Genomic DNA, 13712 nt, shown 5'->3' on the forward strand with positions numbered 1-13712 from the left:
GCCATGCACATCGTGGTCTGTCTCAAGCAGGTGCCGGATTCGGCGCAGATCCGGGTCCATCCCGTGACCAACACGATCATGCGCCAGGGGGTGCCCACGGTCATCAACCCCTATGACCTGTTCGCCCTCGAAGAGGCCCTGCGGCTGCGCGATGCCCATGGCGGGCAGGTAACGGTGCTCACCATGGGCCCGCCCATGGCCTCCGATTCCCTGCGCAAGGCGCTGGCCTATGGCGCCGACCGGGCGGTGCTGCTCACCGACCGCTTCTTCGCGGGTTCCGATACGCTCGCCACTTCCTTCGCCTTGTCCGCCGCCATCGCCAAGGTTTCGCAGACCTTCGGCGCACCGGACATCGTGTTCACCGGCAAGCAGACCATCGACGGCGACACGGCGCAGGTGGGGCCGGGCATCGCCAAGCGGCTGGACCTACTGCAGCTCACCTATGTGGCGCGCATCGCCGAGCTGGACCTTGCGGGGCGCTCCATCACGGTGGAGCGGCGCGCGGAGGGCGGCGTCCAGGTGCTGCGCACGCGCCTGCCCTGCCTCATCACCATGCTGGAGGGCACCAACGAGATGCGGCGCGGCTCCATGGCCGACGCGCTGCGCGCTGCCCGCGCGGAGGTGGTGACCTGGAGCGCGGCGGATGCGGGCATCGAGGACCTCACCAAATGCGGCCTGCGCGGCTCGCCCACCGTGGTGAAGCGCGTGTTCGCCCCCGCCGCCCGCGCCGAGACGGCGCAGATGGTGCCCCCCGCCGAGCGTGACGCGGCCGCCTCCGCCGAGGTGCTGATCGACGCCCTGTTCACCCGCGCCCCGGCCCTTGAGGCCGACCTCGCCCGCCTGGCGGCGGGATACTGAAGGAGACCGCCATGAGCGACGCACCCATAAGCGACGCACCCACGAGCGAGGCACCCGGGACCCCCGCCAAACCCGCGCCCGCCAAACCTGTACCCGCCCGGCCCGCAGGCGGCCGCGCGGGCATGAAGAAGGAGCTGCCCGAGCACTTCAAGGCCTACAAGCATGTGTGGGTCTTCATCGAGATCGAGCGCGGGCAGGTCCACCCGGTGTCCTGGGAGCTGATGGGCGAAGGCCGCAAGCTCGCGGATAAATTGGGCTGCGAGCTGGCGGGCGTGGTGGCGGGGCCGCCGGGCGAGGCGACGCGCGCCGCCGCCGCCGAAGCCTTCTGCTATGGCGCGGACCTCGTCTATCTCTGCGAGGATCCCCTCCTCACCCATTATCGCAACGAGACCTATACGCGGGCGCTCACGGACATCGTGAATGCCTACAAGCCCGAGATCCTGCTGCTGGGCGCCACCACGCTCGGGCGTGATCTGGCGGGCTCGGTGGCCACCACGCTGCTCACCGGCCTCACCGCCGATTGCACCGAGCTGGACGTGGACCCCGACAAGTCGCTGGGCGCCACGCGCCCCACCTTCGGCGGCTCCCTGCTTTGCACCATCTATACCCTGAACTACCGCCCCCAGATGGCGACCATCCGCCCGCGCGTCATGTCCATGCCGGAGCGGGTGGAGCGTCCGGTGGGCCGGGTCATCCCCCATGTCCTCGGCATGGCGGAGGACGACATCGTCACCAAGATCCTGAGCTTCATCCCCGACCGCGACGCGGCGCAGGCGAACCTTGCCTATGCGGACGTGGTGGTGGCGGGCGGGCTCGGGCTGCAATCGGCGGAGAATTTCCAGCTGGTGCGCAACCTCGCCTCGGTGCTGGGCGCGGAGTTCGGCGGCTCCCGGCCCTTGGTGCAGAAAGGCTGGATCACGTCCGACCGGCAGATCGGCCAGACCGGGAAGACCATCCGCCCGAAGCTCTACATCGCGGCGGGCATTTCCGGAGCCATCCAGCATCGCGTGGGCGTGGAGGGGGCGGACCTGATCGTCGCCATCAACACCGACCCCAACGCGCCCATCTTCGATTTCGCCCATGTGGGCATCGTGGCCGACGCCATCCGCCTGCTGCCTGCTTTGACGGAGGCGTTCCGGCGCCGCCTGTCGCCCCATTCCCGCGACCGCCTCGCCGGGTGAAGCCCGCGCGGCGCCTGAGCGAACCCGCCTGGCACCGGTCGCAGACCGGAGCCGATGGTTTGAGGAGGACAAGATGATCGACGAGACGTTCGACGCCATTGTCGTCGGAGCCGGCATGTCCGGCAATGCGTGCGCGCTCACCCTCGCCCAACGGGGCCTGAAGGTGCTGCAACTGGAGCGGGGCGAATATGCCGGCTCCAAGAATGTGCAGGGCGCCATCCTTTATGCGGACATGCTGGAAAAGCTGGTGCCGGACTTCCGCGAGGATGCCCCGCTGGAGCGCCATGTGCTGGAGCAGCGCTTCTGGATGATGGACGACACATCCCACATGGGGATGCATTACCGCTCCGACGACTTCAACGAGGCGCGGCCCAACCGCTACACCATCATCCGCGCCCAGTTCGACAAATGGCTCTCCCGCAAGGCGCAGGAGGCGGGGGTGACGCTGCTGTGCGAGACCACCGCCACGGAGCTGATCCAGGACGCCTACGGCCGGGTGATCGGGGTGCGCACGGACCGCACGGGCGGCATCGTGCATGCGGATGTGGTGGTGCTCGCGGAGGGGGTGAACGGCCTCCTGGGCTCCCGCGCGGGCCTGCGCGCCGTGCCCAAGGCCGAGCAGGTGGCGCTGGCGGTGAAGGAGATGCATTTCCTGCCCTCCGAGACCATCGATGCCCGCTTCAACCTCAAGGAGAATGAAGGCGTCGTCATCGAGGCGGCCGGCACCCTCTCCAAGGGCATGACCGGCATGGCCTTCCTCTACACCAACAAGGAATCCATCTCGGTGGGCCTGGGCTGCCTCGTCTCCGACTTCCGGGACGGGCAGGAGACACCCTACGGCCTGCTGGAGGCGTTCAAGCGCCATCCCTCCATCGCCCCGCTCCTGGCGGGCTCGGAGGTGAAGGAATATGCCGCCCATCTCATCCCCGAGGGCGGCTATCGCGCGGTGCCGCAGCTTTACGGCGACGGCTGGCTGGTGGTGGGCGATGCCGCCCAGTTCAACAATGCCATCCATCGCGAGGGGTCCAACCTCGCCATGACCACGGGGCGGCTGGCGGCGGAGGCCATCTTCCAGATCAAGAGCCGCCGCGAGCCCTGCACGAAGGCGAACCTTGCCCTCTACAAGACCATGGTGGAGGAGTCCTTCGTCATGAAGGACCTGAAGAAATACAAGGATATGCCCGCGCTGCTGCACACCCAGTCGCGCAATTTCTTCCTCACCTATCCGGAGCTTATGTCCAAGGCCGCGCAGAATTTCCTGCGCGTGGACGGGACGCCGAAGATCGACAAGGAGAAGGCCACCTGGCGCAGCTTCGTGCAGCGCCGCTCCTGGCCCGGCCTGATCGGCGACGCCTTCCGCCTCGCCCGCGCCTGGCGCTGACCTAACCCCGTTCCCGCCTCCGAAGGAGACCGCCATGAGCACGCCGAGGGTTGAGGAAAAACTGTTCCAGAACCGCTATCTGGTGGATGCGGGGCGCCCCCACATCCGGGTCGCCGCGCACACCGCGCCGTCCGCGAACCTGCTGGCCATGACGCGCCTGTGCCCCGCCGGCTGCTACGGCCTCAACGATGCCGGGCAGGTGGAGGTGGTGCCCGACGGCTGCTTCGAGTGCGGCACCTGCCGGGTGCTGTGCGAGCCGTCCGGCGAGATCGAGTGGAATTATCCGCGCGGCGGCTTCGGCGTCCTGTTCAAGTTCGGCTGACCATCCCGGTGCGTCATGCCTGGGGGTGTCCCGGGCATGACGCTTGTCCCATTTTGGTGCCGATGCTGTGCCCGAACCCGTTCGCGTATCCCAGGCATAGAGTGCGCTCGACCGTCAGAAGACGGGCCCAATCAACGCTCTGCCAGCCGTCATGGCCCGCCATGACGCCCATAAGGTCGGGTGTGGATCTGCGCGCTGTCCATCCGCCCTTGTCTCTGCGCGCCCGCTTGGTCCCGGCGGTGCCATGGCGGCTGATGCCGGAGCCGGGGAGAGACGCCTCAATCCGCCCTACTTCCTGTCTGCAAAATGAGCGCGCGTGCCCGATTCTTGGGCATGATGCGATGCGGTAAATATCCTGCACCGCCAGATATTTATTCCGCATGGCCGTGGTTATCCCTCATCTGAGACCGCAGTGAAATACGCCTGAAATTTCAGCTTGCGAGCGACGGGAAAATAGCTTTGTCTATTATCTAATTCATCGCCGCGGACGGGTTCGCGGACGGGTCCACAACCAGCCTCACAGGGAGCCCCCGCGACGCCATGCTCGCTCAGCAGATCGTCAACGGCCTCATGCTCGGCGCCATCTATATGTTGGTGGCGGTGGCCTTCACCCTCGCCATCGGGGTGCTGAACTTCCTGAACTTCTCCCTGCCGGGCCTGTTCATGGTGGGCGGCATGGTGAGCTTCGGCATGATGAAGCTGGGCTGGCCCTGGTTCCTTGCCTTCGCCGTGGCGCTGCTCGCGGCGGCCCTCATCTCGCTCCTGGTGGAGCGGCTCGCCTATCGGCGCATGCAGGGTGGGGACCCCGAAGTGCCCCTTGTGTCCTCCCTCGGCTTCCTGGTGCTGCTGGAGAATCTGGTCCTCATCCAGTACGGCTCCGACCAGCAGGCCTTTCCCGCCCTTCTGCCGGACATGAATTTCCGCATCGGCGGTCTCGTCATCGGCATGGCGCAGGTGTTGTCCCTCGCGGTCTCCCTGGCCCTGGTCTTCTGGCTGTCGCGTTTCCTCAAGGCCACCAATGCGGGCCGCCGCATCCGCACCGTGGCGGAGAGCCGCGAGACGGCCCTCCTCATGGGCATCGACATCTCCCGCCTCGTGCCCCAGCTGTTCGTGGCGAGCGCGCTGCTCGCCGCCTTCGCCGGCATCCTGTTCGCGGTGAACTACCAGCAGGTCTCCCCCTTCATGGGCGAGGGGGTCGGCTTCAAGGGCGTGGCCGCCATGATCGTGGGCGGCATGGGCTCCATCTGGGGCGCGGTGCTGGGCGGCCTGCTCATCGGCCTTGCCGAGGTGCTGTCCATCTCCTTCATCGGCGCGGACATGGTGAACATCACCGTCTACGGCCTCCTTCTCCTCATTCTCATTGTGCGCCCCCAGGGCCTGCTGGGCCGCCCCGCGAGCCGGGAGAAGCTGTGATGAGCGGATATCTCACCGGCGTCCTCGTCGTCCTCGCCTTCAATGTCATGGCGGCCTATGCGGTCTACCTGCCCATGGCGGCGGGGCAGCTGAATCTGGGCATCGCCGGCTTCATGGCCATCGGCGCCTACGCCTCGGCCTTCCTCACCAATGAATATGGCTGGTCCATGTGGACGGCCATTCCGCTGGGCTCCGGCCTTGCGGGCCTCATGGGGATCATCATCGGCATCCCCGTGCTGCGCACCCACGGCATCTATCTCGCCATGGCCACCTTCGCGCTGGGCCAGGTCATCTCCGCCGTCTTCCTCAATCTGGAAGTGGTGGGCGGGGCGGCGGGCTATCCCGTGTCCGACTATGCCTCGCCCCAGGTGGTGTGGGCGGCGGCGGCGGGCGTGGTGGTGCTCATGCTCTACATCTCCCGCACCCGCTTCGCGCTCTGCCTCACGGCGGTGAAGAGCGACGCGACGGTGGCGGACCTCCTGGGTGTGTCGGTGCGCGGCATGCAGGTGGCGGCCTTCGCGCTGGGCGCGGCGGTGGCGGGCTTCGGCGGCGGGCTCTATGCCCACCATTACAATTTCGTCGAGGCCCAGCATTTCAACGTGCTGCTCTCCGTCTTCACCGTGCTCTACGTGCTGTTCGGCGGCACCCAGACCGTGTGGGGGCCTCTGGTGGGCGCGGCCTTCTTCACTTTGGTGCCGGAGCTTTTGCGGGCCTCCGACCAGTGGCGCTACGCGGTGTTTGCCGCCTTCATCATCCTGTTCATGGCGGTGCGCCCGCAGGGTCTCGTCACCACGTCCCTCATGACCCTCTTCCGTCGCCGGAGGGTCACGCCGTGAGCGCCGCCCTCTCCATTTCGGGCCTCAGCAAGTCCTTCGCGGGCGTGCGGGCCATCCGCGACCTCTCCTTCGAGGTGCCCAAGGGCCGCACCACCGCCCTGATCGGCCCCAACGGGGCGGGCAAGACCACCGTGTTCAACATGGTCTCCGGCGTCTACGGGGTGGATGCCGGGCGCATCACCGTGAACGGCACGGACGTGACGCATATGCCCTCGCGGCGGCGCATCTCCACGGGCGTGGCGCGCTCGTTCCAGAACATCCGCCTCATGTCCCACCTCTCGGTGCTGGAGAATCTGCTGGTGGGCCAGCATGTGCGGGCCTCCTCGCTCGCCGCGCTGCTCACCCCCTACCGCCTCATCCCCAACCACCGCTGGAAGCGGGAGGCGCGCGCGGCGCTGGCCGAGAGCGGGCTCGAAGCCTATGCGGACGAGACGGTCGGCGCGCTGCCCTATGGGGTGCGGAAGCGCATCGATCTGGTGCGCGCGACCCTGGCCGGCGCCAGCGTGCTCATGCTCGACGAGCCTGCCGCCGGCCTCAATCCCAGCGAGACCAATGCGCTGCGCGATCACCTGAGGGCGCTCGCCGCCAAGGGCGTCACCCTGCTGGTGGTGGAGCACGACATGCACTTCGTGGACAGCATCTGCGAGAATGTGGTGGTGCTGAATTTCGGCGAGAAGATCGCCGAAGGCCCCCTCTCCGTGGTGCGACGCGACCCGAAGGTGCGCGAAGCCTATATCGGCACGGACGGGGAGGACTGACCCATGGCGCCCCTGCTCTCCGTCTCCGGCCTCTCGGTCTCCTATGGCCGCATCCCGGCGCTCACCGATGTCTCGCTGAGCGTGCGCGAGGGTGAGATCGTCACCGTGCTCGGCGCCAACGGCGCGGGCAAGAGCACGCTGCTGCGGGCTATTCTCGGCGCCGTGCCCGCCAAGTCCGGCGGCATCGCCTTCGCCGACGAAGACGTGACGGGCGAGCCGCCCCACAAGCGCATCGCCCGCGGCATCGCGCTGGTGCCGGAAGGCCGGCGCATCCTCATCTCGCTCACCGTGGAAGAGAATCTCCTGCTGGGCGCGCACATGCGCCGGGACACCGACGCGGTGCGGCGGGAGACCGACGCCATCTATGGCCGCTTCCCCAATCTGGCGGAGCGGCGCCACATGGCGGCCTCCTGCCTGTCGGGCGGCGAGCAGCAGATGCTGGCCATCGGCCGCGCCATGCTGGCCAAGCCCCGCCTCATGATGCTGGACGAGCCCTCCCTCGGCCTCTCGCCGCTGTTCGTCTCCAAGCTGTTCGACCTGATCCGCGAGCTGAACCGGGACGGCCTCGCCATCCTGCTGGTGGAACAGAATACCGGCAAGGCGCTCTCGGTGGCGCACCAGGCCACGGTGCTGGAACTGGGCCGGGTGATGATGGCGGGGGATCCCAAGGCGCTCGCCGCCGATCCCCGCCTCCAGGAAGCCTATCTCGGCGAGGGTGAAGCCGCCTGCGCCCAACACTGAAAACCTTCAGAGGAGTGTCGAGAATGAAGCGCAGTTTCCTGTTGGGCGCCACCATGCTGGCGGCGCTCGTTGTGGCCGGCGCCGCGAAGGCGGACGGCGAGCTGGTCCTTGGCTACATGATGGCCAAGAGCGGCCCCTATGTGAGCCTCGCCAACACCAATGAGGTGGCGGTGGACATGGCGGTGGAGGAGATCAACAAGAAGGGCGGCATCAACGGCAAGAAGATCAAGGTGGTGAAGTTCGACACCGCCGGCGATCCCAAGCAGGCCACCACCGCGCTGCGCCGCTTCGCCCAGGACGACAACGCGCTGGCCGTCATCGGCCCGTTCTCCTCTTCCGAGGTGCGCACCACCTTCCCCGTGGGCGAGCGCGAGGGCATCGCGCAGATGTCCATGGCCTCCTCCGCGCCGGGCCTCACCAAGGGCTTCACCTACGGCTTCCGCAACACCACGGACGAGGGCAAGGTCATCGACCAGGTGATCGGCTCCCTGAAGGACAAGAAGCTGCCCACCGCCTCCGGCGCGGCCGCCTATGCCACGGACGACGTGGTGTCCAAGTCCATCGGCACGGTGGTGATCCCCAAGCTGTTCGAGAAATACGGCATCCCGCTGAAGGGCTCGGTGGACTTCCAGCTCGCGGCCTTCGATCTCTCGCCCCAGGTGGCGCAGCTCAAGCAGATGAATCCCGACCTGGTGGGCCTCGGCTCCCCGCCGGAAGGCGCCATCAACCTCGCCAAGGAGCTGAAGCGCCAGGGTGTCTCCACGCGCCTCATCGGCGGCACCACCATCGCCGATCCCGAACTGCCCCGCCGCATGGACGGCGCCGGCGACAAGCTCACCATCGGCACCACCTTCTTCCCGGACGTGAACGCCACCACCAAGGCCTTCACCGAGGAATTCGGCAAGCGCACCAAGGCCGCCGGCCTCAACCGCACCGAGCCGAACCAGATGGACGCCTCCGTCTATGACATCGTCTATCTCTATTCGGAGGCCATGAAGCGCGCGGGCGTCACCGGCGAAAAGGCGAAGGTCGCCGAGGAGCGCACCGCGATCCGCGACCAGCTGGCCAAGCTGAAGGACTATCCCGCCCTCGAAGGCTCCATCTCCTTCACCGACAACGACGCGGTGAAGCCCGTCTACATCCTGGAGGTGAAGGACGGGAAGTGGACCCTGCTCGACACCCGCATGCCCAACTGATCCGGGCATCGGCAACCTGAGGCCGGCCGGCGGAGGAGACAGCCCTCGCTTCCTCCGGCGGCACTGCGGATCGGCGCACCACAGCCCTGACAGGCGCGCCGATCCGCCCCCCCCCTTCAAGGACAATGTCCAGCATCCATGCGTATGGAGAGTTTGATGCCCGGCACGTCTCTGACCTTCACCGTCCATGCGGACGGGAAGTCCCAGGAGAAGACCTTCACCCTCGCCTCGGCTGTGATCGCGGGCTGGACCGGCCGCGACAAGGTGGCCCTGGAGAAGCATATCCGGGAGCTGGAGGAGCTGGGCGTGCCCCGCCCCGCCTCCACGCCCATCTATTACCGCGTCGCCGCCGCGCGCTTCACCATGGCGGACGCCATCGAATGCACCGGGCCGGATTCCTCCGGCGAGGTGGAGTTCATGTTGCTGGAATCCGGCGGGCGCCTCTATCTGGGCATTGGCTCCGACCATACGGACCGCAAGGTGGAGACCTACAACATCACCGTGTCCAAGCAGATGTGCGACAAGCCCGTGGGGCGCGATCTCTGGGCGCTGGACGAGGTGAGCGGCCATTGGGACAAGCTGATGCTGCGCGCCTATGCCGTCATCGACGGCGCGCGCGTGCTCTACCAGGAGGGGTCGGTGGCTTCCATGCTGCCGCCGGCCGAGGTGATGGCGGGCTATGGCGCGCCGCTGAAGGACGCCGCCATGCTGTGCGGCACGCTCGCGGCCCATGGGGGCATCCGCCCCGCCGCGCGGTTCGAGTTCGAGATGGAGGACCCGGTCCTCGGCCGTGTCATCCGCCACAGCTATGACGTGGCTGTGCTTCCGGTCATGGGGTGAGCGGCGCCTGAAGGGAATGGTGGGGGAGGAGGCGAGGATGAACATGGCGGCCCTGGACGTGATGGAGATGCCCGCCCCCCGTTCCCTGCGGGACGAGGCCTATGACGCCATCAAGCAGCGCATCATCATGTGCCTGTTCCGGCCCGGCGAGGCGCTGAGCGAGGCGGCGGTTTCCGCGACCCTCGGCTATGGCCGGACCCCCGTGCGCCAGGCCTTCGACCGGCTCATGCGCGACGGCCTCGTGGAGGTGCTGCCGCGCAAGGGCATCATCGTGCGGCCCATCACCCAGGATGAGATCCGCGACATGGTGGAGGTGCGCCTGCTCAATGAGGGGTTTTGCGCACGCCTCGCCGCTGAGCGTGCGGAACCCGCCCAGCTCGTGGCGCTGGACGCGAATGTGGCGCAGGGCGCCCGTGCCGCCGGGGCGCGGGACGTGGTGACGCTCATGACCCTCGACCGCGAGTTCCACGCCGCCATCTCCACGGCGGCGGGCAATCCGGTGCTGGGCGAGATCCTGCGCAACCTGCATGAGCGCGCCCAGCGCGTCTGGTTCGTCTCCCTGCGCGCGCCCGAGCATCATCGCCGCGTGGTGGACGAGCATGCCGCCATCGTGGACGCCCTGCGCTCGCGCGATCCCGAGGCGGCCGAAGGGGCGGTGCGCGCCCATATCCGGTCCTTCGCGGACAATCTCAAGCGCCAGCTCTGACACTGTCCCGGCACGGGCCGGGACGATGCCGTCAACTCGCCTGCGTCAGCCCTTGGGGCCGACGGTGACGGTCAGCGTGCCCAGGCCCTCGATGCGCCCGTCCAGGCGATCGCCGGGCACCAGGGGGCCGACGCCCGCCGGGGTGCCCGTGAAGATCAGGTCGCCGGGCTTCAGCTCATACTGCCGCGACAAATTGGCGATGATTTCCGGCACATTCCAGATGAGCGCCGCCAGATCCCCCCGCTGGCGCTCCGTGCCGTTCACCGCGAGGGTGATGGCGCCGCGCCGGGGATGGCCCACTTCGGCCACCGGGTGGATGGGGCCGCACGGGGCGGACTGGTCGAAGGACTTGCCCATCTCCCAGGGCCAGGACCGTTCCCGCGCTTCCTTCTGGCGGTCGCGGCGGGTCATTTCCAGGCCCACGGCATAGCCGAACACCAGCTCTTCCGCCGCCTCCACAGGCACGTCACGCCCGGCGCGGCCGATGGCCACCACCAGCTCGATCTCGTGCTGATAATCGTCCGTATAGGGCGGATAGGGGATGATGGCGCCGTTCTGGACCAGGGAATCCGTGGGCTTCTGGAAGAAGAAAGGCGGGTCGCGCTCGTCGGCCTCCTGCATCTCGCGGATATGGTCGAGATAGTTGCGGCCCACGCAATAGATGCGGCGGACGGCGAAAAGCTCGGCTCCCCCGGCTACCGGAAGGGCATGGATTTCGGGCGCAACGGCATAGGCGGCAGAGCTGGTCACGCCTTTCTCCCCAACAGAAACGTCTCTCCTGAAAATGTATACATAAGCGCCAGTGTCAACGCTAAAATGTGTACATTCAGGCGCGAGATCTGCCGGAAAATGCGACAGTCCGGTGGGAAGGCGTGAGCTTTGAATGCACGGGAGGCATGGGGCCGGGGGGTCATAAGCCCGTGTCTGCCCATGCCGTGGCCGCGTGCAGTCCGCCACGGTGCGGGACCGTGGGCACGGGAAGCGCTCTTAGCGATGGAAAGGGGAGCACGGGTAAACGCGCCCGCGTTGAGCGGGCGCGCATGTGCGGCCGGTCAGTAGATGCCGGCGCTGGCCGGGGGCCGGGTGGTGACGGCGGCGGGCGGCCGGGTGGCGCCGGAGGCGTTCACCGGAACCGGGGAGATGTTCACCGGCCCGCGCTGGGAGGAGGGGCGGGTGCTGCCCGTGGTGGTGGGCGCGGCGGTGGAGGCCGTGGTCCCGTTGGTGGGGCGCACCTTCTTCTTCGGGGCGGCGGCGGGCACGGCTGAGGCGACCTTGGCCGTGCCGGGCTTGTCCTGCGCGATCAGCTCCGAGACCGTCATGAACTTGTAGCCCTTGGCCAGAAGGGCATCCAGCACGCGCGGCATGGCCGCCACGGTGGTGGGGTGGATGTCATGGGCCAGGATGATGGAGCCGGGATGCACCTGGCGCATGATCTGGTCGTAGATGGCGTTCGGGTCGCGGTTCTTCCAGTCCAGCGGGTCCACCGACCAGTAGATGAAGCTCATCTGGTACTTGTCGATGATGTGCTGCTGGAGGGTGCCGTTCATGGACCCGTAGGGCGGACGCAGATAAGCGGACTTGACGCCGGTGGCCTCGAAGATCGCGGCATTGGTGTCCTCGATCTGCTTGTCGACGGCCGCGACGGTGAGCTTGGTGAGTTGCGGATGGTTCCAGGAGTGGTTCGCCACCTCGTGGCCCGCGGCGACCATGGCGCGCAGGATTTCCGGCGAGGCCACCGCGCGGCTGCCCAGCACGAAGAAGGTGGCCTTGATGTTCCGGTCCGCCAGCATCTTGAGGAGCTTGGGCGTGGTTTCCGGGTTCGGGCCGTCATCGAAGGTGATGGCCACATAGGGGCTGTCGGTCTGCACCGCATTATAGGCGCGGGGGCCGCGCGCGGTGTTGCCGCTGCCGGCGGCCATTTCAGGCGCGGGCATGCCGGGAGGGGCGGAATCCCCTTCGAGCGGCACGGCAGCGCTCGTCGCGCTGGGCGGCGGCGGGGGGGCCGCCATGGTGGGCAGGGAGGGAAGACCGAGGCTGCCCGCGGACCCCTGGCCCGGCGTGGGACCCCAGAAGGGCGCGGGAGCTGCGGCCTGGACCGAACCCGGGGTCGCGGCGCCGGGCGCCGGAGAGGGGCTCGCATCGGCCAGCACGGTGGGCTTGGCGGCGACGGGCTTGGCAGCGGTTTTCGCGGGCGCGGCAGGCGCGGTCGCCTGGGAGGCAGCGGGCGCGGTGTCGTTGGCCGCAGCCGAATTGGAATCGGAAAACAGCACCTGTCCGGCAACAAGGCCCAACGCAAGGACGGCCGCCGCGCATGCAGACACTGTCACAATGGGTTTCACGGGCCGGGCCTTCTTTACCAAGACAGGAGTTTCACCCCTTATGTCCCCCACTCAGTGCATAAAGGGTGAAGAGGCGTCACGCCACGGGTAATTGAGCAGGACTGCGTTGCTTTTGGGGCAGCTCCAGCCTAGCCGGCGCTTGAAAATGCCTGCGGCTGCGACATTTCCTCCCGGCCGGGCCGGATCCCGGAATGGTTTTGCGCCGCCGCGTGTCAGAGACGGCGGGGCGCGGCGCCGTCGGCGGTGAGCACCAGGGTGGTCCAGCCCTCGATGGAACGCCGGTTCACCAGCTTGAGTCCCTGGGCGCGATAGGCGGCGAGCGCCGCATTGGCGTGGGAATCCAGCAGGCCCGACAGCACCACCCGTCCGCCCGGCGCTAGCAGGCCCGCCAGGGGGCGTGCCAGCCGCTTGAGGGGCGGCAGCAGGATATTGGCGAGAATCAGGTCGTAAGGGCCGGCCATGCGCAGCGCCGGGGCATCGATGCCCGGCGCGTGGACGCAGGTGACGAAGGGCGCGGCGCCGTTGGCCCGGGCATTCTCCCGGGCGGTGCGCACCGCCACCACGTCGATGTCTCCGGCCAAGACCGGCCGGCGCAGCCGCCGCGCGGCGGCGATGGCCAGCACGCCCGTGCCGGTGCCCACGTCCAGGATGCGGCGCGGGCGGCCCTTGCGGGCTTCGTCGGCGATGGCGGCAAGGCAGCCCTGTGTGGTGCCGTGATGGCCGGTGCCGAAGGCGAGGGCCGCCTCGATCTCGATGCCGATGCCGTTCACCGGCACCCGGCTGCGGTCATGGGAGCCGTGAATGTGGAACGGCCCCACCCGCACCGGGGCGAGCCCTTCCAGGGAGGCGGCGATCCAGTCCTTCTCCTGTAGCGCGCCGAACACTGTGGCGGCGGCAAGCGCGTCTCCGGCGGCGAGCGCCACCAGTTCGCGCAGCATGTCGGGGTCGAAAGCGGCGCCCGCATAGGCTTCCACCGCCCAGTGGCCCTCGCTCAGCTCGAAGCTGGCCACGGCCACCTCGGCCGGGTCGCAGGTTTCGGCGATGAAGTCGGCGATGCGACGGGTTTCGCCTTCCGAGGCCTCCACACGCATGTAATGGGTGGCGTCGTTGGGCAGCAGGCCTTCCAGCATTCTCGCAGGTC

Annotated in this window: 14 protein-coding genes; 11 read left to right on the forward strand and 3 right to left on the reverse strand. The window is 68.1% G+C overall.

Features of this window, described 5'->3' with window-relative positions:
• Window positions 1-3: 3 nt before the first annotated feature.
• The 11 genes from EJJ38_RS00485 (at window position 4) to EJJ38_RS00535 (ending at window position 10232) form a co-directional block, all read left to right on the forward strand.
• Entirely contained in the window at window positions 4-858 is an 855-nt protein-coding gene (locus EJJ38_RS00485; protein ID WP_127088152.1) for an electron transfer flavoprotein subunit beta/FixA family protein, read from the forward strand.
• Window positions 859-980: 122 nt separating this feature from the next.
• Window positions 981-2039, forward strand: a complete 1059-nt coding sequence (locus EJJ38_RS00490; RefSeq protein ID WP_245454043.1) for an electron transfer flavoprotein subunit alpha/FixB family protein — start codon at window positions 981-983, stop codon at window positions 2037-2039.
• Between the two features lie 73 nt (window positions 2040-2112).
• Entirely contained in the window at window positions 2113-3420 is a 1308-nt protein-coding gene (locus EJJ38_RS00495; protein ID WP_127088154.1) for an FAD-dependent oxidoreductase, read from the forward strand.
• Between the two features lie 34 nt (window positions 3421-3454).
• Window positions 3455-3742 carry a ferredoxin family protein gene (locus EJJ38_RS00500; RefSeq protein WP_127088155.1) on the forward strand — a complete coding sequence of 96 codons (288 nt, stop codon included), beginning with the start codon at window positions 3455-3457 and terminating at the stop codon, window positions 3740-3742.
• A gap of 540 nt (window positions 3743-4282) precedes the next feature.
• Window positions 4283-5155, forward strand: coding sequence for a branched-chain amino acid ABC transporter permease (locus EJJ38_RS00505; protein WP_127088156.1), 873 nt, complete (start codon window positions 4283-4285; stop codon window positions 5153-5155).
• Window positions 5155-5991 carry a branched-chain amino acid ABC transporter permease gene (locus tag EJJ38_RS00510; protein ID WP_127088157.1) on the forward strand — a complete coding sequence of 279 codons (837 nt, stop codon included), beginning with the start codon at window positions 5155-5157 and terminating at the stop codon, window positions 5989-5991. Before EJJ38_RS00505 ends, EJJ38_RS00510 begins: the two co-directional genes overlap by 1 nt.
• Window positions 5988-6749: an ABC transporter ATP-binding protein gene (locus EJJ38_RS00515; RefSeq protein WP_127088158.1), complete on the forward strand. Its 762-nt coding sequence runs from the start codon at window positions 5988-5990 to the stop codon at window positions 6747-6749. Before EJJ38_RS00510 ends, EJJ38_RS00515 begins: the two co-directional genes overlap by 4 nt.
• Window positions 6750-6761: 12 nt before the next feature.
• Window positions 6762-7490 (forward strand): ABC transporter ATP-binding protein, encoded by a 729-nt coding sequence (locus EJJ38_RS00520; RefSeq protein WP_420836860.1) that lies wholly within the window; start codon window positions 6762-6764, stop codon window positions 7488-7490.
• Window positions 7491-7513: 23 nt separating this feature from the next.
• A complete protein-coding gene (locus tag EJJ38_RS00525) occupies window positions 7514-8686 on the forward strand; it encodes an ABC transporter substrate-binding protein (RefSeq protein WP_127088160.1) in 1173 nt (390 codons plus the stop codon).
• Between the two features lie 156 nt (window positions 8687-8842).
• The gene (locus EJJ38_RS00530) at window positions 8843-9526 is read left to right on the forward strand and encodes a DUF2848 domain-containing protein (RefSeq protein ID WP_127088161.1); all 684 of its coding nucleotides are present in this window, start codon (window positions 8843-8845) and stop codon (window positions 9524-9526) included.
• A 37-nt stretch (window positions 9527-9563) separates the two neighbouring features.
• Window positions 9564-10232 carry a GntR family transcriptional regulator gene (locus tag EJJ38_RS00535; protein ID WP_164738354.1) on the forward strand — a complete coding sequence of 223 codons (669 nt, stop codon included), beginning with the start codon at window positions 9564-9566 and terminating at the stop codon, window positions 10230-10232.
• Between the two features lie 45 nt (window positions 10233-10277).
• Here the strand turns inward: EJJ38_RS00535 and EJJ38_RS00540 are convergent, their stop codons facing one another.
• The 3 genes from EJJ38_RS00540 to EJJ38_RS00550 all read right to left on the reverse strand — a co-directional run bounded on the left by EJJ38_RS00540 (window position 10278) and on the right by EJJ38_RS00550 (window position 13701).
• The gene (locus EJJ38_RS00540) at window positions 10278-10982 is read right to left on the reverse strand and encodes a fumarylacetoacetate hydrolase family protein (protein WP_127088163.1); all 705 of its coding nucleotides are present in this window, start codon (window positions 10980-10982) and stop codon (window positions 10278-10280) included.
• Between the two features lie 302 nt (window positions 10983-11284).
• A complete protein-coding gene (locus EJJ38_RS20735) occupies window positions 11285-12559 on the reverse strand; it encodes a polysaccharide deacetylase family protein (protein WP_127088164.1) in 1275 nt (424 codons plus the stop codon).
• A 224-nt stretch (window positions 12560-12783) separates the two neighbouring features.
• A complete protein-coding gene (locus EJJ38_RS00550) occupies window positions 12784-13701 on the reverse strand; it encodes a 50S ribosomal protein L11 methyltransferase (protein ID WP_127088165.1) in 918 nt (305 codons plus the stop codon).
• Between the last annotated feature and the right edge of the window lie 11 nt (window positions 13702-13712).

This window comes from Aquabacter cavernae (genome assembly GCF_003993795.1).
Taxonomy (GTDB): domain Bacteria; phylum Pseudomonadota; class Alphaproteobacteria; order Rhizobiales; family Xanthobacteraceae; genus Aquabacter; species Aquabacter cavernae.

What these genes read in the sequence shown, in the direction of transcription:
- EJJ38_RS00485 (WP_127088152.1), top strand. Translation starts at nt 4, where the DNA reads ATGCACATCGTGGTCTGTCTCAAGCAGGTGCCGGATTCGGCGCAGATC.
- EJJ38_RS00490 (WP_245454043.1), top strand. Translation starts at nt 981, where the DNA reads ATGAAGAAGGAGCTGCCCGAGCACTTCAAGGCCTACAAGCATGTGTGG.
- EJJ38_RS00495 (WP_127088154.1), top strand. Translation starts at nt 2,113, where the DNA reads ATGATCGACGAGACGTTCGACGCCATTGTCGTCGGAGCCGGCATGTCC.
- EJJ38_RS00500 (WP_127088155.1), top strand. Translation starts at nt 3,455, where the DNA reads ATGAGCACGCCGAGGGTTGAGGAAAAACTGTTCCAGAACCGCTATCTG.
- EJJ38_RS00505 (WP_127088156.1), top strand. Translation starts at nt 4,283, where the DNA reads ATGCTCGCTCAGCAGATCGTCAACGGCCTCATGCTCGGCGCCATCTAT.
- EJJ38_RS00510 (WP_127088157.1), top strand. Translation starts at nt 5,155, where the DNA reads ATGAGCGGATATCTCACCGGCGTCCTCGTCGTCCTCGCCTTCAATGTC.
- EJJ38_RS00525 (WP_127088160.1), top strand. Translation starts at nt 7,514, where the DNA reads ATGAAGCGCAGTTTCCTGTTGGGCGCCACCATGCTGGCGGCGCTCGTT.
- EJJ38_RS00530 (WP_127088161.1), top strand. Translation starts at nt 8,843, where the DNA reads ATGCCCGGCACGTCTCTGACCTTCACCGTCCATGCGGACGGGAAGTCC.
- EJJ38_RS00535 (WP_164738354.1), top strand. Translation starts at nt 9,564, where the DNA reads ATGAACATGGCGGCCCTGGACGTGATGGAGATGCCCGCCCCCCGTTCC.
- EJJ38_RS00550 (WP_127088165.1), bottom strand. Translation starts at nt 13,701, where the DNA reads ATGCTGGAAGGCCTGCTGCCCAACGACGCCACCCATTACATGCGTGTG.